Origin of the sequence: Ochrobactrum teleogrylli, assembly GCF_037482325.1 — a bacterium.
Taxonomy (GTDB): Bacteria; Pseudomonadota; Alphaproteobacteria; order Rhizobiales; family Rhizobiaceae; genus Brucella; species Brucella teleogrylli.
In genome coordinates this window covers 2539057-2560972 of the sequence record NZ_JBBHKQ010000001.1, presented here as the reverse complement: position 1 = coordinate 2560972, position 21916 = coordinate 2539057, and the positions used below count along the sequence as shown (strand labels likewise).

Genomic DNA, 21916 nt, shown 5'->3' with positions numbered 1-21916 from the left:
CCGCCGGATTTCTCCGGCGGCCCTTTTTATTTGCTTAGTCCAGCGGCTTGAGGCCTTTTTCGATGGCTGCGCGCTTGCTTTCGAGGAAAGGCGGCAGCGACAGGCTTTCGCCGAGGCTCTCCAGCGGTTCATCGACGGCAAAGCCCGGACCGTCGGTTGCGATTTCGAACAGGATACCGTTCGGTTCGCGGAAATAGAGCGAACGGAAATAGTAACGCTCGACTTCACCGCTGGACGGCACCCTGAGCGACCGCAGGCGTTCGACCCATTCCTGCATGCTTTCCTGATCCGGCGTGCGGAAGGCGACATGGTGCACCGCTCCCGCACCCTGCCATGCTGTCGGCAGGTTGGGCTGCACGGCGACATGAAGTTCGGCAGCCGCGCCGCCCGGTCCCATCGAGAAGACATGCACATGGCCTTCGCCATCGGGCGAGGCATAGTCGCCGGTCTCGCTCATGTTCATCAGCTTTTCGAGCACGATCCTGGTCGGCGCGAGGTCGGGGACGCTCAACGTTATCGGGCCGAGGCCGCGAATCTGCCTCTCGGCGGGTACGGGGCTTCTGTCCCAGCTATGGGCGTCGCCCGCGCCGCCATCGTCGGTCAGCCGCAGACGCTGGCCTTCCGGGTCTTCGAAATCGAGTACGGCGCGACCGGCCACTTCAAAAATATCGCCGGCTTCGATGCCCTGTTCGTTCAGGCGCTTGCGCCACCAGTCGAGGCTTTCGACGCCATTCACGCGCAGGCCCGTGCGGGCCACGCTGTTGGTGCCGCGGCGTTCGCGCTCGACCGGCCAGTCGAAGAAGGTGATGTCGGTGCCCGGCGATGCCAGACCATCGGCATAGAACAGATGGTAGGCGCTGGTGTCGTCCTGATTGACGGTCTTCTTGACGAGCCGCAGCCCGAGCGTATCGGTGTAGAAGCGCCGGTTGGCCGGTGCATTGGCGGTGATGGCCGTCAGGTGGTGCAGTCCGGTAAGTTCCAAAGCCATAATTGCCTCCTTTGTTCAGGGAGTTGCGTTTGCTGTTGGTCCCTATATCGTCCGTTGGGACGTTCCGGAAAAGTGCTGGTTGCTGAACAGTGTGTAACCGATAAGCCGCAGCCGTGGCCTGATCGTTCGGTGGTGGATAAAAGGGGCTTGGCAGAGCTTGGCCCGTCAAGAATATATTAACCTGCAAAATTCGCAGTGTAAAAGAAACGCGAATTCATTGACGTGGCGTGTCTGGCCTTTCAGAAATCAGGTCTGATTTCGGTGCGAAGCGGTGGCGTAAAGGGAGCTTGGTTTTGCAGAGCATGTTTCGTCGGGCTGTGCCTGCATTGCTTGTTTTGGTGACGCTGCTCGCAGGTTGCGCCAGTCGTCCTGAAGGCGTGCTTGTGCCGGTCGGCGAGGTTACATCGCCCGGAACGACCAAGGTTGATCTGCTCGTCGCAACCACCCGCCGCCCATCCGACAACCCCGGCATTCTGTTTTCCGGCGAACGCGATAAGCTGGTCTCGATCAATGATATCGTCGTGTCCATCCCGCCGGAAAAGAACCGCAAGGCGGGCGAAGTGCAGTGGCCAAAGAAGCTGCCGCCCAATCCGCAGACCGATTTTGCCACCGTCAGCGTAACACCGCTCAAGACCGATGTTGAGAAGGCAGGTTGGGTTCGCCCGCACCTCACCAAGAGCCGCCGCGTGATGGTGTTCGTGCACGGCTTCAACAACACGTTTGAAGATTCCGTCTACCGCTTTGCCCAGATCGTGCATGATTCCGGGGCCGATGTTGCGCCGGTGATCTTCACCTGGCCGTCGCGCGCCAGCGTGTTCGACTATAATTACGACAAGGAAAGCACCAACTATTCCCGCGACGCGCTGGAGCAGATTCTGCGCGCCATCGCCCGTGAGCCGGAGGTGAAGGACATTACGGTGATGGCCCATTCGATGGGCAGCTGGCTGACGGTTGAAGCGCTGCGCCAGATGGCGATCCGCGACGGGCGCGTGAATGCCAAGATCACCGATGTCATTCTGGCTTCGCCCGATCTGGACGTCGATGTGTTTGCCAAGCAGTTTCTGGCGATGGGCAAGGACCATCCACGCTTCACGCTGTTCACCTCGCGTGACGACCGCGCGCTTGCATTGTCGCGGCGCATTTCGGGTAATATCGACCGCCTCGGCCAGATCGACCCGTCCATAGAGCCTTATCGTTCGGGGCTTGAAAAGGCGGGCATTACCGTCATCGATCTTACCAAGCTCAAATCGGGTGACCGCCTCAATCACGGCAAGTTTGCCTCAAGCCCCGAGGTCGTGCAGCTGATCGGCCAGCGCCTCGTTGCAGGCCAGACCATCACGGATTCGCAGATCGGTCTCGGTGATCGTCTGGGCGCCGTGGCCATCGGCACGGCGCAAGGCGTCGGTACGGCGGCCTCTCTCGTGGTCACAGCGCCGATTGCCGTGTTCGATCCGAAAACCCGCAAGACCTATGACGAGCAGATCGACCGTTTTGGTCGCGCTGTCGGCAATACGGTGGGAGCGGTGGCGACCCCGACGCAATAAGCGGCTTGGTGCGCCTTGCCTTCGCTGTTGTCATATTTGAGCTGACGCTGTAGGACTCGCGGCCATCAGAAGATCGGCCCGCGAGGAGGAACGCGTATGCAGATTATCCGCACCATCGAGGAATTGCGGCAGGTCCTGGCACCTGCGCGTCGTGCGGGCAAGTGCATCGGCTTCGTGCCGACCATGGGCTATCTTCACAAAGGCCATCTGGAACTTGTTCACCGGTCGCGTGCCGACAATGACGTGACCGTCGTGTCGATCTTCGTCAATCCGCTGCAATTTGGCGCGAATGAAGATCTCGACAAATATCCGCGCGATCTGGAGCGCGATGCGGCTCTGTTGCGGGGGGCAGAGGTCGATTACCTCTTCGCACCAGCCGTCAGCGACATGTATCCGCGCCCGATGCAGACGGTGGTGGATGTGCCGACGCTCGGCAATCAGATGGAAGGGGAGGCGCGTCCCGGCCACTTCGCCGGTGTCGCAACGGTGGTCAGCAAGCTCTTCAATATCGTCGGTCCCGATGCCGCCTATTTCGGCGAAAAGGATTTTCAGCAACTCGTCATCATCCGCCGCATGGTGGAGGATATGGACATTCCGGTGCGCGTCGTCGGCGTGGAGACGGTGCGGGAGGATGACGGGCTCGCCTGTTCGTCGCGCAATGTCTATCTGACGCCCGCTGAGCGTGCTGCCGCCATCATCGTGCCGAAGGCGCTTGATGAGGCTGAGCGGCTTTATCGCTCCGGTGTGGACGATCCCGATGCGCTGGAAGCGGCAATTCGCGCCTATATCGCCACGGAACCGCTGGCGACGCCGGAAGTAGTGGCGCTGCGTGACCCCGAAACGCTGGAGCGCCTGACGGTGGTGCAGGGGCGTCCGGTGCTGCTTGCGCTGTTCGTGCGGCTTGGCACGACGCGGCTCCTCGATAATCGTGTCATTGCGCATGTCGCGCAGGAACAGGCGGCCTGACATGAGCGCACCCGTCAAACAGAAGCGACTGACGCCCAAGGCCATTTCAGCCCTGAAGGGCGAGCGCCCGATTGTCAGCCTCACCGCTTATACGACACCGATTGCGCGTCTGCTCGATCCGCATTGCGACCTGCTGCTGGTGGGGGATTCGCTCGGCATGGTGCTCTACGGCATGGAGTCCACCCTTGCCGTGACGCTCGACATGATGGTCGCCCATGGGCAGGCGGTGATGCGCGGAGCCGAGACGGCCTGCGTCATCGTCGATATGCCGTTCGGTTCCTATCAGGAATCGAAGGAACAGGCGTTTCGCAACGCCGTTCGCGTGATGCAGGAAACTGGCTGTGATGGCGTCAAGCTCGAAGGCGGCGAAGAAATGGCCGAAACGGTCGATTTTCTGGTGCGGCGCGGCATTCCGGTCTTCGGCCATGTCGGTTTGATGCCGCAACAGGTCAACACGGTCGGCGGTTTTCGCTCGCTCGGACGCGGCGACGAGGAAGCCGACCGCATCCGCCGTGACGCGCAGGCCATAGCCGATGCCGGTGCTTTTGCGCTGGTCATCGAAGGCACGGTCGAGCCGCTGGCGCGCGAGATCACTGCATCACTCTCCGTCCCGACGGTGGGCATCGGCGCGTCGGCTGCCTGCGACGGGCAGATACTGGTCTCGGACGATATGCTGGGGCTGTTCCAGGATTTCACGCCGCGCTTCGTGAAGCGCTTTGCGCAACTGGCGCCGCAGGTGTCCGATGCGGCGAAAGCCTATGCCGAGGAGGTGCGCGCGCGCACATTTCCGGGGCCGGAGCATGTTTTCGGGGCCAAGAATAAGGCGTAAGCGCTGAAAGCTGTGGCCGGTAACGCACAGCGCCTTGTATTCGTTGGTCAATCGCGTTCAATGTCGGAACTGTTTTCCGGAGTTGCCGTGACCGACGATATTGCCCATACCGAACTGATTGCCGTGCTGGCCGCTGTGACCAGCGAACAGCCGCGCGTCATGACCGTGCGGCAGGGGCAGGCTCTTCCCTCCGGTCCGTTCGAAAGCGAGCATCGTTCGTTGCAATCCGGTCTGCGCGCCTGGGTGCAGTCGGAAACCGCACATCCGGTCGGTTATCTGGAGCAGCTCTACACTTTTGCCGACCGTGACCGTCACGCACAGGGCGAACGCATCATCTCGATCAGCTATCTCGGCCTTGTGCGTGAGAGCGATGCGGCGGCAGGGCAGGCCGGCTGGCGCGGCTGGTATGATTATCTGCCGTGGGAAGATCACCGTCAGGGCGAACCGGCCATCATGGAGCATCTCAACAATGCGCTCCTTGTCTGGGCCTATCGGGCCGAAACGCCGGAACTGACCGCGCAGCGCATGCGGCGTATCGCCTTCACCTTCGGCTTTGAAAATGGCGAGTGGGGCGGGCGCTGGAACGAAGACCTCGTGCTGCAACGCTATGAACTGCTGTTCGAAGCCGGTCTGGTGGCGGAAGCTGGGATGAAGGAAGACGAGAACGGTCGCTCCATGTTTGCCGATCATCGCCGCATCCTTGCCACGGCCATTGCGCGACTGCGCGCCAAGATCAAATATCGCCCGGTGGTGTTCGAATTGATGCCGGACAGTTTTACGCTTCTGCAATTGCAGCGCACCGTCGAAGCGCTGGCCGGCCTGCGCCTGCACAAGCAGAATTTCCGCCGCCTGATCGAGCAGCAGGATCTGGTCGAGGAAACCGGCGAAAGCGACAGCGAAACCGGCGGTCGCCCGGCAAAACTCTTCCGTTTCCGCTACTCGATTGTCGAGGAACGCGCCCTTTCCGAGCGCCATCTGGCCGGAGCCAAGCTGCCAATCTCCCGCGATTGACAATATACTCGAATCGAGTATAAGTTCATAAACATGAAATGCTCAGATTGAGTATAATGGGTAGGCTCGGGAGGCCCAACCATGAACGATCATGTTTCCGTTTCGCAACTCTATGACCGCGTGGCCAAGGTGCTACCCAAGGCGGAGTGGCTGGGCTTCGAAGACGATGTCGCAGCCATTCTCGAATTGAAGAAAAAGCGCAATGCGGTCATCCTTGCGCATAATTACCAGACGCCTGAAATCTTCCATTGCGTGGCTGATATTGTCGGCGACAGTCTGGCGCTGGCCCGCAAGGCTGCGGAGGTCGATGCCGATGTAATCGTGCTGGCGGGTGTGCATTTCATGGCCGAGACGGCGAAGCTGCTCAATCCCGGCAAGACGGTGCTGATCCCCGATATGGGCGCGGGCTGTTCACTGGCCGACAGCATCACGCCGGAAGATGTGGCGTTGTTGCGCGAGGCGCATCCCGGCGTGCCGATCATCACCTATGTCAATACATCTGCTGCCGTGAAGGCGGCATCCGACATTTGCTGCACTTCCGGGAATGCCAAGAAAGTGGTGGAGTCGCTTGGCGTGCCGCGTGTGCTGATGATCCCCGACGAGTTTCTGGCGCAGAATGTGGCGCGCGAAACCAATGTCGAAATTCTCGCCTGGCATGGCCATTGCGAGGTACATGAGCGGTTCACGCCCGACGATATCCGTGAATTGCGTGAAAGCCATCCCGGCGTGGTGGTTCTGGCCCATCCCGAATGCCCGCCGGAAGTGGTGGCGGTCGCCGATTTCGCCGGTTCCACAGCGGTCATGTCGGACTATGTCGGCGAGAAGAAGCCGCAGCGTGTCGTGCTTTTGACCGAATGCTCGATGAGCGACAATGTCGCCGTCGATCACCCGGATGTGGAGTTCATCCGCCCGTGCAATCTCTGCCCGCATATGAAGCGGATCACGCTCGCCAATATTCGCGACGCGCTGGAAAACAACCGTCATGAAGTGACCGTCGATGCAGCATTGATGGAGCCTGCCCGGCGTGCCGTCGAGCGGATGCTGGCGGTATGAATACGGCCCCGGTCCTCGTCATTGGCAGCGGCCTTGCCGGTCTGATGACGGCGCTGACCCTGTCTCCGCAGCCGGTGCTGCTGGTGACGGCGGGAACCGTCGGCCTGTCCGGTTCCAGCACGCTGGCGCAAGGCGGCATTGCTGCAAGTGTTGGCGCGGATGATAGCGCGGCCCTGCATCTGTCCGATACGATTGCGGCTGGCGACGGCCTGTGTGACCGGGGCGTGGCGGCAGAAATTATCGCCGCAGGCGCGGATGTGGTTGCCGCGCTGGAAGCGCATGGCGTGCGCTTCGACCGCAAGGCGGGCGGTTCATTTTCGCTCGGGCTGGAAGCCGCCCATAGCCGCCATCGCATCGTGCATGTGGATGGCGATGCGACCGGGGCGGGCATCATGCGCGCCTTGACCGCCAAGGTTCTGGCGACGCCTTCGATCACCGTCATGGAAAACACCCGCGCCCTGCGGCTCATCCGGCAGGATGGCCGTGTCACCGGCGCTTGTCTTGAAAATGTCGGTCCGGTTGCAGCGCGCGCCGTGGTGCTGGCGACGGGCGGGATCGGCGGACTTTATAACGCAACGACCACGCCGCTCGGCAATCTCGGCCAAGGGGCCGCTCTGGCAGGCCGTGCAGGCGCTGTGCTGGCCGATATGGAATTTGTGCAATTCCACCCAACCGCGCTTGCGGTTTCTGCGCCGCGTCTGCCGCTGATCAGCGAGGCGGTGCGCGGGGAGGGCGCCATCCTCGTCAATGATCGCGGCGAGCACTTCATGGCGGATATTCCGGGCCGCGAGCTTGCGCCCCGCGATGTAGTGGCGCGCGCCATCGGCAGCGAGATCGCGCAAGGGCGCAAGGTCTATCTCGATGCGCGTACGGCTCTGGGCGCGCGTTTTGCCACCCGGTTTCCCGGTATCGATGCGCTTTGCAAACAACATGGCGTCGATCCGTCCCGCGATATGATCCCGGTCAGACCCGCCACGCATTATCACATGGGCGGCGTCAAGACCGACGCTGACGGTCGCACCAGCTTGCCCGGTCTCTGGGCTGTGGGCGAGGCTGCCTGTACCGGCCTGCATGGCGCCAACCGGCTTGCCAGCAATTCACTGCTTGAAGCCGCCGCCATGGGACTGCGCGCCGCCCGCGCGATTGGCTGTGCAGAGGCGGTCGCCGTGCGGCATCCCGTGCCTGTCAGCCTGCCGCAGAGCGCGGACGCTGAACCCGTGCGGCACATTGTTTCCCGCCATCTTGGCCTGCTGCGTGATGAAGAAGGTTTGCGCTCTGCAATCACCACCCTTCTCCCCCTCGCGGAGACCGACGATGCCGCAGCCGTGGCGCTGGTCGCTGCGGTTGCGGCATTTGACCGGTGCGAGTCGCGCGGCAGCCATGCCCGCACCGACTATCCCACCAAAAGCACGGATTCAGCCCGCAGCTTTTTCACCTTTTCGGCAGCTTTCGCACTGGCTTGTGAAATCGCCGCGCCTCACCCTGTTACAAGGACTGCATGATGAACTTGCCGCGCTTGTCTCCGCTTGTCGTCGAACCGCTGGTGCGCGCCGCACTTCTGGAAGATCTGGGGCTCGCTGGCGACATCACCAGCAATGCGGTGGTGCCGGAGGATCACCGTTCGGCCATGCTTTTCAGCCTGCGCCAGCCGGGCGTCATTGCCGGGCTGGATGTGGCCGAAATGGCGTTTCGTCTGGTCGATCCGGATGTCAAATTCGAACGTTTGGCGCGGGACGGTCAGTCTCTTGAGAAGGGGGCGGATGTTGCCCGCGTTTCCGGCTCGTCCCGTTCCATTCTGGCGGGGGAGCGCACGGCGCTGAATTTCCTCGGTCACCTCTCCGGTATCGCCACAGCCACCGCCGGCTTGGTGCAGGCGGTCCAAGGCACCAGGGCCTCCATCGTCTGCACGCGCAAGACAACACCGGGGCTGCGCGCCTTGCAGAAATATGCAGTGAGGGCAGGCGGCGGCATGAACCACCGTTTCGCGCTTTATGATGCGGTGCTGATCAAGGACAATCACATCGCAGTTGCTGGCGGTGTGCGTGAGGCCATCGAACGCGCCAAGGCCGGGGCCGGTCACATGGTCAAGATCGAAGTCGAGGTCGATACGCTGCAACAGCTCGACGAGGCGATGGCTGTTGGCGTGGATGCGGTGCTGCTCGACAATATGTCGCCTGCGCAATTGCGTGAGGCGGTGTCGGTGATCGACGGGCGCGCGATTTCGGAAGCGTCGGGCGGGATCACGCCGGAAACGGTGGCGGCGGTGGCTGCCAGCGGCGTTGAGCTGATTTCGGTCGGCTGGACCACGCACAGCGCGCCGAACCTCGATATCGGGCTCGATTTCGAAGAGCTGAAATGAAAATGGGAGGCAATCGCCTCCCTTTTTTCGTCTGTATGGCTGCGAAACTTATTTTTCGACAAACGCCTTTTCGATCACGAAATGACCGGCTTCGCTCTGGCTGCCTTCCTTGAAACCGCGCTCTTCCAGAAGCTGCTTGGTTTCAGCCAGCATTTCCGGGCTGCCGCACAGCATCACGCGATCGTCTTCCAGATTGAGTTCCGGCATGTCGATATCGGTGAAAATCTGGCCCGAGCGAATGAGGTCGGTGAGGCGTCCGCGGTTCTTGTAAGGCTCGCGGGTGACGGTCGGGTAATAGATGAGCTGCTTTGCCGCCATCTCGCCGAGGAATTCGTCCTGCGGCAATTCGTTGGAAATGAAATCCGTATAGGCCAGTTCCGCCACCTGACGCACGCCATGAACGAGAATGATCTTCTCATAGCGCTCATAGGCTTCCAGATCGCGGATGATCGACAGGAATGGCGCAAGGCCGGTGCCGGTCGAGAGCAGCCACAGATTCTTGCCGGGCTTCAGATTGTCATAGAGCAGCGTGCCGACCGGCTTCTTGGACAGGATGATCTGGTCGCCAACTTTCAGATGCTGGAGCTTGGAGGTCAATGGACCGTTCGGCACCTTGATCGAGAAGAATTCCAGCCCGTCTTCATAGAGGCTCGAGGCAATGGAATAGGCGCGGGTGAGCGGCTTGCCGTTCACTTCGAGGCCCATCATGATGAACTGGCCGCTCTGGAAGCGGAAGCCCGGATCACGCGTCGTACGGAAGGAAAACAGCGTGTCGGTCCAGTGATGGATATCGGTGACGGTTTCCTGATTAAAGTTGCTGCTCATCTTCGGAACTGTCTCTGTTGTTCTCCGGCACCACGCTTGGGAGGACGGCGCCTTCAGGATTGGGTCGGTTTGGTCGAAACTGTATTACAGCGGCCCACCCGTGCAATGCCGCTCATGGAGCGCTTTTGCGGGCAGGCCGTCATGATTACGCAATGCAAGGACGCGTCAGGCTGCCTTCAGGGTGGCTTCCGCGAATTCGTAGTTGGCCAGCTTGTCGAGGAAGTTTGTCACATAGTCAGGCCGACGATTACGGAAATCGAGATAATAGCTATGCTCCCAGACATCAAGCCCTAATAGTGCCTTGCCTTCGCCGGTTGCCAGCGGATTGGAGCCATTTGGCGTCTTGGTGACCTTCAGCTTGCCGTCATTGGCCAGAACCAGCCATGCCCAGCCCGAGCCGAACTGGCCGACAGCCGCCGTCTTGAAGGCTTCCTTGAACTGGTCGACGCCGCCAAAGTCTTCAACGATCTTCTTTTCCAGTGCGCCGGGAAGGCGTCCGCCATTTGCCGACAGGTTCTGCCAGAACAGATCATGGTTCCAATGCTGGCCGGCATTGTTGAAGACCGGAGCGAGATCGGGCTTGTCTTTCGCAAACAGCACGATTTCCTCAAGCGACTTGCCCTTGAGCGCATCGTTCTTTTCAACGAAGCCATTGAGCGCCGTTACATAAGCCTGATGGTGTTTGCCATGGTGAAGCTCAAGCGTTTCGGTGCCCATGCCGACGCCTTCAAGAGCGTTGGTCGCATAGGGAAGCGGAGGCAGGGTAAAGCTCATTTTGGACTCCTTCATTCAGAACGATCTTGATAATTCCGGGCGGTTCGCTTAATTTAACAAGATAATGCTTCTTTAAATCGAAAACAGGCAATATGTCAAGGAATGACTTTCTAAATACGGACGTTTCGGGAGTACGTTCACCCGCAGAGCGCGTGATGCTGGCGCTGAAAATGCGCGGTGCGCAGACGGCTGCCGCAATCGGCGAACATCTCGGCACCACCGGCGAGGCGGTGCGCCAGCAGCTGGTGCGGCTGGCCGAGGAAGGTCTCGTCGCGCCGCATTCCGTTTCGCAGGGCGTTGGCCGCCCGTCGCAGTTCTGGGATCTGACGGAAACCGGCAATAAGCGCTTTCCCGATACCCATGCCGATCTGACCGTGCAGCTTCTGCATTCCGTGCGCACCATCCTTGGTGAAGACGCGCTGGAAACGCTGGTTGCGCACCGCGAAACCGAAACCCGCCGCCAATATCACTCGCGCCTCAAGGACATGGCTTTCGACGAGCGCGTCAAGGCGCTTGCAGATATTCGCTCGACCGAGGGCTATATGGCCGATGCCGAGCGGCGGGCGGATGGTTCTTGGCTTTTTGTCGAGAACCATTGTCCGATCTGTGCCGCCGCCGATGCCTGTCAGGGCTTTTGCCGGGCCGAGCTTCAGGTGTTTGAAGCGGTTCTGGGTCCCGATGTTTCGGTTGCCCGTACCGAGCATATTCTCGCCGGGGCGCGGCGCTGCGCCTATGTTTTTACCCCGGCCAGTCTTTCCTGATCAGCACGATGCCACTTGCGGCTGTCTTGCGCTGCGCACCAAAGCCAGCGCGGACAGGAATGCCAGCGCCGACATGATGGCAAAGCCGGAAAACAGCCACATGGCGGCATTGGCGGTGCCTGCAAAGCCGCCGGGATTGCTGAGGCCACCCATATTGGCGACCATGCCCGCCAGCGCGGCGCCGAGCGCCGTGGTGAAAAGCTGGACAGTCGTGACGGATGCCGACGCTAGATTCTGGTCATCCGCATCGGCGCGCTTGAAAATGCGCGTCAGAAGATGCGGCCAAGTCATGCCCACGCCAAAGCCGATGACCGCCAGCGCCAGACAGATTGGCAACAGGCTTGCCCATTGACCGTCGCTGCCGACGGGAACCAGCGTGGCGAGCGTGACCATGCCCGCTATGCCCATCAGCGGCGCGGCGATGATCACCCGGTCAACCCGGCCTGACGAGACGCCCGAAGATCCGATGGAACCGAGCGTCCAGCTTCCGCCCATGATGGCGGCCAGATAACCGGCGACCAGAGGCGACTGGTTATGCAGCACCTGAAAGAACAGTGGCACGAACACTTCGGCGCTGGTGACCGAGGCGCTGAGGAAGGCGAGCGTCAGATAAAGCGCGCCGAGCCGGCGGAGACTGAAAGACCCCTTGGGCAGAATGCGCCGTGACGAATTGCGTTCGATCACGAAGAGCAGGACCAACAGCACGACAGCCAGCGCGACGCCTGCCGCATTCATGACGGCATTGACCGAAATGCTGGCGGCGGAGACGGCAAGGACAGCCGCCGTCAGCAAAATGAGCTGTGGCCAGGCCAGTGGTGCGCGGCTGCCTGCATCGCCGGAGGCGCGCGGCAGCACGACCATGGCCATGATGGCAAAAATGCCGATCACCGGTGCCAGCGACCAGAAGGCAGCGCGCCAGATGCCAAGCTCGGCGAATATGCCGCCGATGGCCGGACCAACGAGGGTTGCAACGCCCCACATGCCGGAGACGAGACCGATGGCGCGGGGCCAGAGGTTTTCAGGGAAAACGATGCGGATCATCGCATAGGAAAGCGCCAGCATCATGCCGCCGCCAAGGCCCTGCACCGAACGCCCGGCCAGCATGACCGGCATGGATGGCGCGAGACCGCAGGCGAGCGTCCCGGCGGCGAAAATTATTGCCGCCAACAGATAGGCGCTGCGCGGACCTGCCTGCGAGAGCAGGCGCGGAACGAGCGCAGAGCCGAGAATGGAGGCCGTCACGAACAGCGCCGTGTTCCAGGCATAATAATCCATGCCGCCAATATCGGCGACGACCGTGGGCAGGATGGTGGTGGCGATGAACACGTTGATGGCGTGCAATGCGACACCGCCGACAAGCGTGAGCGACCGGATGGCGTTCTTACCGGCAAACAGGTCTCCCCAACCGGCGGTCTGGCCGCTAGCGGATGTTTGGTCCTGCATGATTTTTTCCTTACACAACTGAATAACCGGACATGGAGGCCCCAAAATGCCTATCCGTCCGAACTGCATGCCAATCGCTACGCCCGCCCCTTTAATTTGTCAAGCAAATGCTTGTTTAATTATCAGGGAGATACTTCGGGCGATGATAGAGCGGTCACTCCTGCACAGAAAGCCGGTGTTGCGCACAAAGACTTTCAATCAAAACAAGGGAGAAGCGTGTAAGGGGTTCAAATTCTGGCGAAAAGCTCTATATCAGGGCCAACCGTTGAAGGCTGATAGCCAAGATGGAAGCGATCCGCGACAGCTTGTGGGGAAATTTTTCCCCCGTGGTGCTGTGGCGGATTTGTGTTTCTGTCACAAGCTTCCTATAAGCCTTTGAATAATTCCAGAAGAAGCGTCTGACGCTTCTTCCCAACGTGGCGACCAGCCTTGCTGGACAGGCCAGATTTCCCCATTGGACGACCCGAAGACGAAGAGCCATGATCCAGACGCCTTATTACCTGATCGACAAGACCAAGCTGAAGCGCAACATGGAAAAGATCGCCTATGTGCGCGAGAAGTCCGGCGCGAAGGCTTTGCTGGCGCTGAAATGCTTCGCGACATGGTCTGTGTTTGATTTCATGAGCCAGTATATGGACGGCACCACCTCGTCCTCGCTCAACGAAGTGCGTCTTGGCCACGAGAAATTCGGCGGCGAAACCCACGCCTATAGCGTTGCCTATGCCGATCACGAGATCGATGAAGTCATCGCCAATGCCGACAAGATCATCTTCAATTCCATCGGCCAGTTGGATCGCTTTGCCGATAAGGCGGCGCATATCAAGCGCGGCCTGCGTCTCAATCCGGGCGTGTCGTCATCGAGCTTCGATCTTGCCGATCCGGCGCGTCCGTTCAGCCGTCTTGGCGAGTGGGATGTGGCGAAGGTCGAGAAGGTCATGGACCGCGTGACTGGCTTCATGATTCACAACAATTGCGAAAATTCCGATTTCGGTCTGTTCGACAAGATGCTGACGGAGATCGAAGACAAGTTCGGCTCGCTTCTGCGCCGGGTTGAATGGGTCAGCCTTGGCGGCGGCATTCATTTCACCGGCGAGAATTATCCCGTCGATGAATTCTGCACGCGCCTGAAGGCGTTTTCGGAAAAGTTTGGCGTGCAGGTCTATCTGGAACCGGGCGAAGCCTCGATCACCAAGACCACGACGCTGGAAGTGACGGTTCTCGACACGCTGTTCAACGGCAAGAACCTCGCCATCGTGGATAGCTCCATCGAAGCCCATATGCTCGATCTTTTGATCTATCGCGAAACCGCGAAGATGGAGCCGAATGAGGGCAACCACCGTTACATGGTCTGCGGCAAGTCGTGCCTGGCGGGCGATGTTTTCGGCGAGTTCAATTTCGGCCATGAACTGAAAGTTGGCGACCGTCTCTCTTTTGCGGATGCCGCCGGTTATACGATGGTCAAGAAAAACTGGTTCAATGGCGTGAAAATGCCTGCGATTGCCGTGCGCGAATTGGACGGCACGGTCAATGTTGTCCGCGAATTCACCTTCGCGGATTTTGAAGGGTCGCTTTCGTAAAGATCCGGTTGCGGCTTCAGGCTGCAACGAACTCATGTGTTCCGAATGAGAAGGCAATCGGGACGGTCAATAGATGGCGGGAAACCGCTGGAAGAGGAAGCATCGACAGAAAATGAAGAAGAACGTTCTCATTATCGGCGCCGGGGGCGTGGCACAGGTTGTTGCACATAAATGTGCGCAAAACTCTGACATATTGGGCGATATCCATATTGCGTCCCGCACGGTTGAGAAATGCCGCAAGATTATCGATAGCGTGCATGAAAAGAAGAGCCTCAAGACCGAGGTGAAGCTGGAAGCGCATGCGCTGGATGCTCTGGATGTTGAAGCCACCAAGGCTTTGATCCAGAAGACGGGTGTTCAGATCGTCATCAATGTCGGCTCGGCCTTCCTCAATATGTCGGTTCTTCGCGCCTGTATCGATACGGGCGTTGCCTATATGGACACGGCCATTCACGAAGATCCGAAGAAGATCTGCGAGACGCCGCCATGGTATGGCAATTACGAATGGAAGCACCTCAAGGAATGCGAAGAGAAGGGCATCACAGCCATTCTCGGCATCGGCTTTGATCCGGGCGTGGTCAATGCCTATGCGCGTCTGGCCGCTGACGATTATCTGGATGATGTGAAGTCGATCGATATCGTCGACATCAATGCCGGTTCGCATGGCCGCTGGTTCTCGACCAATTTCGACCCGGAAATCAATTTCCGCGAATTCACCGGCACGGTCTATTCCTGGCAGAAGGGCGCATGGCAGTCGAACAAGATGTTCGAAGTTGGCCACACGTTCGACCTGCCTGTCGTCGGCCCGAGCAAGGCTTACATGACCGGCCATGACGAAGTGCATTCGCTGTCCAAGAACTACCCGAATGCGGATGTCCGCTTCTGGATGGGCTTTGGCGATCACTACATCAACGTCTTCACTGTGCTGAACAATCTTGGTCTCTTGTCCGAACAGCCGGTCAAGACTGCTGAAGGTCTGGAAGTCGTGCCGCTCAAGGTGGTCAAGGCTGTGCTGCCCGATCCGTCGTCGCTGGCGCCGGATTATACCGGCAAGACCTGCATTGGCGATTTCGTCAAGGGCACCAAGGACGGCAAGGAAAAGGAAGTCTTCATCTACAACGTTGCCGATCATAAGGACGCTTACAACGAAGTGGGTTCGCAGGGCATTTCCTACACGGCTGGCGTTCCCCCTGTGGCTGCCGCAATCCTGATCGCTTCCGGCGAATGGGATGTGAAGAAAATGGTCAATGTGGAAGAGCTGAACCCGAAGCCTTTCCTCAACATCCTGAACCATATCGGCCTGCCATCCCGTATCAAGGATGAGAATGGCGACCGCGCGCTGGACTTCGCGTGAGGTTATAGCTTTACGCAATGAAAAACCCCGCTTCGGCGGGGTTTTTTATTGCGTGCTTCATGCTGTGCTTTGCCTTCCACCACGCCCTCATCCTGAGGAGGCCCGTAGGGCCGTCTCGAAGGATCGCCCTTCGAGGCTGCGCTTCGCTCCGCACCTCAGGGTGAGGGGTGTGGCGCTTGATAAAGAGGTCAGAAGAGCGGCGATAAAAAAGGCGCGCGGGGTGATTGAGATTCTGGTGATGACGAGACGAAAATGGTGTTTCTCGAGAACCGGAGCGGAGTGTACTTTAGGGAACATGAGCACCGGAAGCGAAGAGAAGCGCCATTTGCAGGCCGTCAGCGCCTGAATATCATTCGCCCCGGGGCCAGGTATCCGACAACCGATACCCCCCGGGAAACGGATCGCTAGGATCGAGCATCAGCTGCGCGGTGCCGGTCACCCATGCGCGACCGGAAATGATCGGGCTGATGGCGGGCTTGCCGCCGAGTTCCAGCGCTTTGTCCAACCGGCAATGAAATTCCGTACCCAGTACGGATTTGCCGATGAAGCGCTCGCCCACTTTCATCTGGCCCTTGGCGTGCAGCACAGCCATTCGCGCCGAACATCCCGTCCCGGTCGGCGAGCGGTCCAGCTTGGCCGGACGGATCGCTACCGTGTTCACGCCGGTCAGCACATCGCCGTCGCGCGTGACCGGCTCGGTGATCTGGCAAAATGAAATGTGGTTCCAGTCCTTTTCCGGGTGACGAAAGCCGAGCTGCTCATTGGCGGCCTTGGTGATCCTCACGCCGATCTCTGCCAGTTCCCGCGCCTGACCCGGTTCGATCTTCATGCCGATCTCAGCCGCATCGATAATGACAAAGCTGTCGCCACCATAGGCCGTATCGACGGTGAGGGTGCCCAGTCCTTCGACTTCAAGCGCAGCATCCAGCCGGTCCGCGAAAGACGGCACGTTGCGCACGCTGATACGCTCGGCCTTGCCGTTGCGACACTCCGCTTCCACCTCGATAAGCCCGCCCGGCGCTTCCAGAACCATGCGCGTTACCGGTTCCTGCATCGGGATGATGCCGCTATCAAGCAGCACTGTTGAAACGCAGATCGAGTTCGAACCCGACATGGGCGGCGTATCGGCAGGCTCCATGATGATGAAGCCCATCTGCGCGCGCGGATCTTTCGGCGGCACCAGCAGATTGACATGACGAAACACCCCACCGCGCGGTTCGTTCAGCACGAAATTGCGCAAGGTCTCATCGCTGGCGATGAAGCGCGACTGTGCCCACACTGTTTCACCCGGAGGCGGCGCGACACCACCGACGATGACGTCGCCGACTTCGCCCTCCGCATGACAGCCGACGATATGGATGACCTTGGTGCTGCGCATGGGAACCTCGCAAAATACAACACGTATATTCCTATCCAGACGCTGTGCCGGGTCAATCATTTATCGGACGATGGATGGCTCATTCGCGACGGAAAGAGAAAAGGATTTCTGACATTGGCAGGGGCAAAGTATTTCGTTTCATGATGTGTTGCTTATCCGTGCAGTTTTGATATTGATTGCACTGATTTTGTGCAGATCGATGCGCAACCCGCTTGGCTCCGGATCAGTTTCAGGAACATGCAAAACGTTCCCCATTGAAATTGAACAACCCGAAAAGCTGGGGCACCGTTGTTTTGAAAAGCAACGCGCGGCTCTTAGCCGGCATGGGACGGTCGATGATCGTATCGCGACGCCACTCTCTCCTCAGATTGACCCGGTCTCTGAGTCTTTGATGTCTCGGCGCGTGGTTTTCAGGTTTTGAATTGTCCGGCGGAGTGACGGCTCCCCGGATGATTCAGGGGAGTGGAATGTGAGCAGTACAACCAATGCGGGCTTTCATGAGCCCAATCAGAACAGCGTTCAACGCTGGGGCAGGGAACTTTCGGCGGCGCTGAAGCTCGGCTGGCCGCTGATCCTGACCAATGTTTCGCAAGCCGCATTGACGGCAACCGACGTGATCTTCATCGGGCGTCTCGGCAAGGATACGCTCGCCTCGGCGCTGCTCGCCACGAGCTTCTACCACACGCTGGTCATCTTCTCGATGGGGCTGGTTTCGGCGGTCATGCCGATGATCGCCATCGCGCTTGGCAAGAACCGCCATTCGGTGCGCGATGTGCGCCGCACGGTCCGTCAGGGCTTCTGGACGGCGATCATCATCTCGATCCCGATCTGGGTCGTGCTGTGGCATTGCGAGGAGATATTCCTGTTCCTCGGCCAGCAGCCGGATATTGCCGCACGCTCGACCGATTTCATGCACACGCTGCAATGGGCGCTGTTGCCCTATCTGTTCTACATCGTGCTGCGCTCGTTCTTCGCGGCGATGGAAAAGCCGATGTGGACGCTGCTGATTGCAGGTGCTGCGATCGGCTTCAACGCGCTTGCCGGATGGACGCTGATCTTCGGTCATTTCGGCTTTCCGCGCATGGAACTGCATGGCGCAGGTATCGCGACGACGCTTTCCAGCCTGATGATGTTTCTCGGCATGGCGGTGATCGCGCTGCGTCATCGCCGCTTCCGGCGCTATCACCTGTTCGGTCGCTTCTGGCGTCCTGACTGGCCGCGTCTGCGCGAGCTGTGGCGCATTGGCTTTCCGATGGCGCTGACCTTCGTGTTTGAAACCTCGATCTTCTATGCGGCGGTGGTCATGATGGGCCGGATCAGCCCGACCGCCATGGCGGCGCATGCGGTGGCGATCCAGATCGCATCGCTGAGTTTCATGGTGCCGCTCGGTTTCGGGCAGGTGGCGACCGTGCGGGTGGGGCGCGCTTATGGCGCGGGCAATCCTAAAGCCGTCGCCTATGCAGGCTGGAGCGCCTATGCGCTGGGCGTCGGCTTCATGATGATCATGGGCCTTCTGATGATCCTGATCCCGCGTCTGTTCATCGGCGTGTTTCTCGATCTGCACGATCCGGAAAATCTGCCCGTGATGGAACTGGCCGTCAGCTTTCTTGCGCTGGCCGCCCTGTTTCAGACGGTCGATGGCGCGCAAGCGGTCGCGGCGGGCATGTTGCGCGGCATGCGCGACACGCGCGTTCCGATGTTTCTGGCGCTGCTTGGCTATTGGGGCGTCGGCCTGCCGCTTGGCGCGCTGCTCGCCTTCAAGGTCGGCATGGGCGGTCAGGGCATTTGGCTCGGCCTTGCCGCCGGGCTTGGCATCGTTGCGGTGATGATGACCCTGCGCTGGCGCAGGCATCTGGCCCATATTTCCAGAACACTGGCGTAAAACAAAAATGCCGCACGGCCTGAAGGTCGTGCGGCATAGTTGCATGCTGCGGATATCATACCGTATCCGCGTTCTCGCTTTTGCGATTATTTCGTCAGAGCAATAATGCGATCAAGCGCGCTGCCGAAACCCTTCAGGGAAATCTTGAAGGCAACCGGCTGGCTTGGGCTGAGCGCCGTCGCGGTCACGTTGATATTGGCACCCGCCTTGATGGCCGCGACCTGTTTGGCGTCGAAGCTGACCGGCGCAAGGCAACCCTGGGGAAGGCAGGTGGAGAATGCCAGATTCGGACCAGCCGCATCATCAACCTTGATGGTTGCGCCTTTGCCGATATCAAGGCCGAACGGCATCAGGATGACGCCGTCGACCTTTCCGCCCGCCACATTGCGCAGCTCGACGGTCAAGACGCGCTGGCCGGTCTGAGAGCTGTTCTGCTCCTGGCGGATAGCACAGGTGGACGCGTCCTTCTGCGTCTGGCAGGAGACGGTCCAGTCCTGATAGGTTTCCTGCAAGCTGTTTGCACCGCCCGGAAGGGGGGCTGCAAAGGCAGGGGCTGCGAGAAGTGCTGACAGCGTGCAAGCAAGGCCGAGCGCGCGATGGTTTTTCATAAATATATTTCTCTCTAAAAAACAATCATCCGAAGCCTGCTGCTCAAAAGAGGCGGCTTTGGAGATTTATTGAGCATAAATCAGGAGGGCGTTCAACTGCAATCCCATCAAAATATCTTGTTTGCTCGAATAATCTTAAAAGGTTATCGAAGTCTAATATAGTCTTCACTGCAACGTTTGCTTGAAAATAGCGGGTTGGGCGTTGCAGTGAGCAGGTATCCAGCCAGCTTTGGCCGGATATCTGTTGCGGTTTACGCTTATCGCGACAGTTTCATATGACGGTTCACATCCTTGTAAAGCAGATAGCGGAACTTGCCCGGACCGCCTGCATAGCAGGCCTGCGGGCAGAAAGCGCGCAGCCACATGAAATCACCGGCTTCCACTTCCACCCAGTCCTGATTGAGCCGGTAGACCGCCTTGCCTTCCAGCACATAGAGGCCGTGCTCCATGACATGGGTTTCGGCAAAGGGGATCACGCCGCCCGGTTCTAGCGTCACGATGGTGACATGCATGTCGTGGCGCAGATCGTTCGGATCGACAAAGCGCGTCGTTGCCCAAACGCCATTGGTGTCGGGCATGGGCGAGGGGGCGATGTCGTTTTCGTTGAGGAAGAGCGGCTCCGGCACATCAAGCCCGTCCACATAGTCATAGGCCTTGCGGACCCAGTGGAAACGCGCGGTCGCGCTGGCCGTGTTGCGCAGGCTCCAGCCGCTTTTCGGCGGCAGATAGGCATAGCCGCCTTCGGTCAGCGTGTGGGTCTTGCCCGCGACGGTGACGGTGACTTCGCCTTCGACCACGAACAACACGCCTTGCGCCGTGTCATCAAGCTCGGCGCGGTCGCTGCCGCCGCCGGGCTGCACTTCCATGATATATTGCGAGAAGGTTTCGGCAAAACCGGACATCGGGCGGGCGATCACCCACAGGCGCGTCTTTTCCCAGAAAGGCAGGAAGCTCGTCACGATATCGCTGAACGTGCCTTTCGGAATAACCGCATAGGCTTCCGTGAACATGGCGCGGTCGGTCAGAAGCTGCGTCTGCGGTGGCAACCCACCGGTCGGTGCGAAATAAGTGCGGGTCATTGTCTGTTCCTGATCAATAAAGCGTTTCTGGCAGAATATCTTTCAGCCGGAGAAGGGCGATACGCTCGACTTGCGCGCAAGCGGTGGCGAATTCCGTATCGCGGTCATTGGCGACGCGGCGCTGGAACGTGCCGAGGATTTCCTGTTTGTTGCGCCCCTTCACGGCAATGATGAAGGGAAAGCCGAATTTCTGCGTATAGGCGTCGTTCAGTTCGGTGAAAGTCTGCTTTTCCGCATCGGTCAGTGCATCGAGACCGGCACCGGCCTGTTCGGCGGTGGATTCCGCCGTCAGGCGTTTGGCCTGCGCCAGCTTGCCGGCGAGATCCGGGTGGGCATTCAAAACGCCAAGCCGCTCCTCGGGCGAGGCGGCGCGGAAGATTCTCGTCATCGCAGCGGCAAGACCGGAGGCCGTGTCCTCAGCGGCACCGAAGCCGGCATCATAGGCGCGTTCGGCGATCCACGGCGAATGCTCGAAAATGCTGCCGAAACGGGCCACGAAATCGGCTTTGCTGGCTTGGGATGGCACTACATCGGCCACTTTTGGCTTATGGTGTTCGTGCCAGTGATTGGCAATGTCGATGCGCTTGGCAACCCAGACCTTGTCGTGGCTCTGGACATAATCGAGGAAACGTTCAAGGGCGGCTGCCCGACCCGGACGTCCGACCAGACGGCAATGCAGGCCGATGGAGAGCATCTTGGGCGCGCCTTCTGCGCCTTCGCGGTAGAGCACGTCGAAGGCGTCCTTCAGATAGGTGTAGAACTGATCGCCGGAATTGAAGCCTTGCGGCGTTGCAAAACGCATGTCGTTGGCATCGAGCGTATAGGGCACAATCAGATGCGGGCCTTTCGGGCCCTTGACCCAATAGGGCAGCTCGTCCGCATAGGAATCGGCTGAATAGACGAAGCCGCCTTCTTCCATCACCAATTTCAGCGTGTTGTCGGACGGCTTGCCCTGATAAATGCCGAGCGGACGCGAGCCAGTCACTTCCGTGTGCAGGCGCACGGCTTCGCGAATATGCTTGCGCTCCACTTCTTCCGGCACGTCCTTATATTCCCACCAGCGCAGACCGTGGCTGGCGATTTCCCAATCGGCCTCCTTCATCGCTGCGACGGCCTCGGGATTGCGCGCCATGGCCAGCGTTACGCCATAGACAGTGACGGGCATGTTGCGCCGCGTGAAGGCGCGCCACAGACGCCAGAAACCGGAACGCGCACCGTATTCGTAGATGGATTCCATGTTCAGGTTGCGCTGGCCGTTCCAGGCCTGTGCACCGACGATTTCCGACAGCAGGCATTCCGAGGATGCATCGCCGTCGAGAATGCAGTTTTCCGCACCCTCTTCATAATTGACCACGAATTGGACGGCTATATTGGCCCCGCCGGGCCAGCGCGGATCTGGCGTGTTGCGGCCATAGCCGATCAGATTACGTGGATAGCTCATGCCATACATCCCCTTCCAAACATCCCTTTGGGTTCTGTTATTTG

Annotated in this window: 19 protein-coding genes; 11 read left to right on the top strand and 8 right to left on the bottom strand. The window is 59.6% G+C overall.

Annotation, left to right across the window (positions count from 1 at the left end):
• Positions 1–34 precede the first annotated feature (34 nt).
• Positions 35–988 carry a ring-cleaving dioxygenase gene (locus tag WIX40_RS12055; RefSeq protein WP_109368369.1) on the bottom strand — a complete coding sequence of 318 codons (954 nt, stop codon included), beginning with the start codon at positions 986–988 and terminating at the stop codon, positions 35–37.
• Positions 989–1290: 302 nt separating this feature from the next.
• On the opposite strand from WIX40_RS12055, the gene WIX40_RS12050 reads away from it, so the two are divergent.
• The 7 genes from WIX40_RS12050 to nadC all read left to right on the top strand — a co-directional run bounded on the left by WIX40_RS12050 (position 1291) and on the right by nadC (position 8750).
• Positions 1291–2532 carry an alpha/beta hydrolase gene (locus tag WIX40_RS12050; RefSeq protein ID WP_109368370.1) on the top strand — a complete coding sequence of 414 codons (1242 nt, stop codon included), beginning with the start codon at positions 1291–1293 and terminating at the stop codon, positions 2530–2532.
• Positions 2533–2628: 96 nt separating this feature from the next.
• Positions 2629–3498 (top strand): pantoate--beta-alanine ligase, encoded by an 870-nt coding sequence (gene panC, locus WIX40_RS12045; RefSeq protein ID WP_339439991.1) that lies wholly within the window; start codon positions 2629–2631, stop codon positions 3496–3498.
• 1 nt (position 3499) lies between these two features.
• Positions 3500–4327: a 3-methyl-2-oxobutanoate hydroxymethyltransferase gene (panB, locus tag WIX40_RS12040; protein ID WP_339439990.1), complete on the top strand. Its 828-nt coding sequence runs from the start codon at positions 3500–3502 to the stop codon at positions 4325–4327.
• A gap of 60 nt (positions 4328–4387) precedes the next feature.
• The gene (locus WIX40_RS12035) at positions 4388–5338 is read left to right on the top strand and encodes an NUDIX hydrolase (protein WP_109370168.1); all 951 of its coding nucleotides are present in this window, start codon (positions 4388–4390) and stop codon (positions 5336–5338) included.
• 81 nt (positions 5339–5419) lie between these two features.
• Positions 5420–6391, top strand: coding sequence for a quinolinate synthase NadA (gene nadA, locus WIX40_RS12030; protein WP_339439989.1), 972 nt, complete (start codon positions 5420–5422; stop codon positions 6389–6391).
• Positions 6388–7893 carry an L-aspartate oxidase gene (locus WIX40_RS12025; RefSeq protein WP_339439988.1) on the top strand — a complete coding sequence of 502 codons (1506 nt, stop codon included), beginning with the start codon at positions 6388–6390 and terminating at the stop codon, positions 7891–7893. The genes nadA and WIX40_RS12025 overlap by 4 nt, the downstream gene beginning before the upstream one ends.
• A complete protein-coding gene (gene nadC, locus WIX40_RS12020; RefSeq protein ID WP_109370169.1) occupies positions 7893–8750 on the top strand; it encodes a carboxylating nicotinate-nucleotide diphosphorylase in 858 nt (285 codons plus the stop codon). The genes WIX40_RS12025 and nadC overlap by 1 nt, the downstream gene beginning before the upstream one ends.
• Positions 8751–8798: 48 nt before the next feature.
• Here nadC and WIX40_RS12015 read toward each other — a convergent pair whose 3' ends face one another.
• Positions 8799–9575, bottom strand: a complete 777-nt coding sequence (locus WIX40_RS12015) for a ferredoxin--NADP reductase (protein ID WP_078337945.1) — start codon at positions 9573–9575, stop codon at positions 8799–8801.
• 165 nt (positions 9576–9740) lie between these two features.
• Positions 9741–10349: a superoxide dismutase gene (locus WIX40_RS12010; RefSeq protein ID WP_140024369.1), complete on the bottom strand. Its 609-nt coding sequence runs from the start codon at positions 10347–10349 to the stop codon at positions 9741–9743.
• 155 nt (positions 10350–10504) lie between these two features.
• On the opposite strand from WIX40_RS12010, the gene WIX40_RS12005 reads away from it, so the two are divergent.
• Positions 10505–11110 (top strand): helix-turn-helix transcriptional regulator, encoded by a 606-nt coding sequence (locus WIX40_RS12005; protein WP_339439986.1) that lies wholly within the window; start codon positions 10505–10507, stop codon positions 11108–11110.
• Here WIX40_RS12005 and WIX40_RS12000 read toward each other — a convergent pair whose 3' ends face one another.
• Positions 11111–12553, bottom strand: coding sequence for an MFS transporter (locus WIX40_RS12000; protein WP_339439985.1), 1443 nt, complete (start codon positions 12551–12553; stop codon positions 11111–11113). It lies immediately after the preceding gene.
• 479 nt (positions 12554–13032) lie between these two features.
• On the opposite strand from WIX40_RS12000, the gene nspC reads away from it, so the two are divergent.
• Complete coding sequence (gene nspC / locus WIX40_RS11995; protein WP_121537270.1) at positions 13033–14130, top strand: carboxynorspermidine decarboxylase; 1098 nt, start codon at positions 13033–13035, stop codon at positions 14128–14130.
• A gap of 112 nt (positions 14131–14242) precedes the next feature.
• Complete coding sequence (locus tag WIX40_RS11990; protein ID WP_109368379.1) at positions 14243–15484, top strand: saccharopine dehydrogenase family protein; 1242 nt, start codon at positions 14243–14245, stop codon at positions 15482–15484.
• 349 nt (positions 15485–15833) lie between these two features.
• On the opposite strand, the gene WIX40_RS11985 is transcribed toward WIX40_RS11990, so the two are convergent.
• A complete protein-coding gene (locus tag WIX40_RS11985) occupies positions 15834–16862 on the bottom strand; it encodes a trans-3-hydroxy-L-proline dehydratase (RefSeq protein ID WP_339439984.1) in 1029 nt (342 codons plus the stop codon).
• Between the two features lie 469 nt (positions 16863–17331).
• Here WIX40_RS11985 and WIX40_RS11980 point away from each other — a divergent pair, with 469 nt between their 5' ends.
• The gene (locus WIX40_RS11980) at positions 17332–18744 is read left to right on the top strand and encodes an MATE family efflux transporter (RefSeq protein ID WP_109368381.1); all 1413 of its coding nucleotides are present in this window, start codon (positions 17332–17334) and stop codon (positions 18742–18744) included.
• Between the two features lie 86 nt (positions 18745–18830).
• Here the strand turns inward: WIX40_RS11980 and WIX40_RS11975 are convergent, their stop codons facing one another.
• From WIX40_RS11975 to puuE, 3 genes are all read right to left on the bottom strand, one after another.
• A complete protein-coding gene (locus tag WIX40_RS11975) occupies positions 18831–19352 on the bottom strand; it encodes an invasion associated locus B family protein (RefSeq protein WP_339439983.1) in 522 nt (173 codons plus the stop codon).
• A 257-nt stretch (positions 19353–19609) separates the two neighbouring features.
• The gene (locus WIX40_RS11970) at positions 19610–20431 is read right to left on the bottom strand and encodes a bifunctional allantoicase/(S)-ureidoglycine aminohydrolase (RefSeq protein ID WP_140025371.1); all 822 of its coding nucleotides are present in this window, start codon (positions 20429–20431) and stop codon (positions 19610–19612) included.
• Positions 20432–20444: 13 nt separating this feature from the next.
• On the bottom strand, positions 20445–21872 hold the full coding sequence (gene puuE, locus WIX40_RS11965) for an allantoinase PuuE (protein ID WP_339439982.1): 1428 nt from the start codon (positions 21870–21872) through the stop codon (positions 20445–20447).
• Positions 21873–21916 lie beyond the last annotated feature (44 nt).

What these genes read in the sequence shown, in the direction of transcription:
- puuE (WP_339439982.1), bottom strand. Translation starts at nt 21,872, where the DNA reads ATGAGCTATCCACGTAATCTGATCGGCTATGGCCGCAACACGCCAGAT.
- WIX40_RS12010 (WP_140024369.1), bottom strand. Translation starts at nt 10,349, where the DNA reads ATGAGCTTTACCCTGCCTCCGCTTCCCTATGCGACCAACGCTCTTGAA.
- panC (WP_339439991.1), top strand. Translation starts at nt 2,629, where the DNA reads ATGCAGATTATCCGCACCATCGAGGAATTGCGGCAGGTCCTGGCACCT.
- WIX40_RS12055 (WP_109368369.1), bottom strand. Translation starts at nt 988, where the DNA reads ATGGCTTTGGAACTTACCGGACTGCACCACCTGACGGCCATCACCGCC.
- WIX40_RS12015 (WP_078337945.1), bottom strand. Translation starts at nt 9,575, where the DNA reads ATGAGCAGCAACTTTAATCAGGAAACCGTCACCGATATCCATCACTGG.
- nspC (WP_121537270.1), top strand. Translation starts at nt 13,033, where the DNA reads ATGATCCAGACGCCTTATTACCTGATCGACAAGACCAAGCTGAAGCGC.
- WIX40_RS11990 (WP_109368379.1), top strand. Translation starts at nt 14,243, where the DNA reads ATGAAGAAGAACGTTCTCATTATCGGCGCCGGGGGCGTGGCACAGGTT.
- nadA (WP_339439989.1), top strand. Translation starts at nt 5,420, where the DNA reads ATGAACGATCATGTTTCCGTTTCGCAACTCTATGACCGCGTGGCCAAG.
- WIX40_RS11985 (WP_339439984.1), bottom strand. Translation starts at nt 16,862, where the DNA reads ATGCGCAGCACCAAGGTCATCCATATCGTCGGCTGTCATGCGGAGGGC.
- WIX40_RS12025 (WP_339439988.1), top strand. Translation starts at nt 6,388, where the DNA reads ATGAATACGGCCCCGGTCCTCGTCATTGGCAGCGGCCTTGCCGGTCTG.
- WIX40_RS12035 (WP_109370168.1), top strand. Translation starts at nt 4,388, where the DNA reads ATGTCGGAACTGTTTTCCGGAGTTGCCGTGACCGACGATATTGCCCAT.
- WIX40_RS12000 (WP_339439985.1), bottom strand. Translation starts at nt 12,553, where the DNA reads ATGCAGGACCAAACATCCGCTAGCGGCCAGACCGCCGGTTGGGGAGAC.
- WIX40_RS12050 (WP_109368370.1), top strand. Translation starts at nt 1,291, where the DNA reads ATGTTTCGTCGGGCTGTGCCTGCATTGCTTGTTTTGGTGACGCTGCTC.
- WIX40_RS11970 (WP_140025371.1), bottom strand. Translation starts at nt 20,431, where the DNA reads ATGACCCGCACTTATTTCGCACCGACCGGTGGGTTGCCACCGCAGACG.
- panB (WP_339439990.1), top strand. Translation starts at nt 3,500, where the DNA reads ATGAGCGCACCCGTCAAACAGAAGCGACTGACGCCCAAGGCCATTTCA.
- WIX40_RS12005 (WP_339439986.1), top strand. Translation starts at nt 10,505, where the DNA reads ATGCTGGCGCTGAAAATGCGCGGTGCGCAGACGGCTGCCGCAATCGGC.
- WIX40_RS11975 (WP_339439983.1), bottom strand. Translation starts at nt 19,352, where the DNA reads ATGAAAAACCATCGCGCGCTCGGCCTTGCTTGCACGCTGTCAGCACTT.
- nadC (WP_109370169.1), top strand. Translation starts at nt 7,893, where the DNA reads ATGAACTTGCCGCGCTTGTCTCCGCTTGTCGTCGAACCGCTGGTGCGC.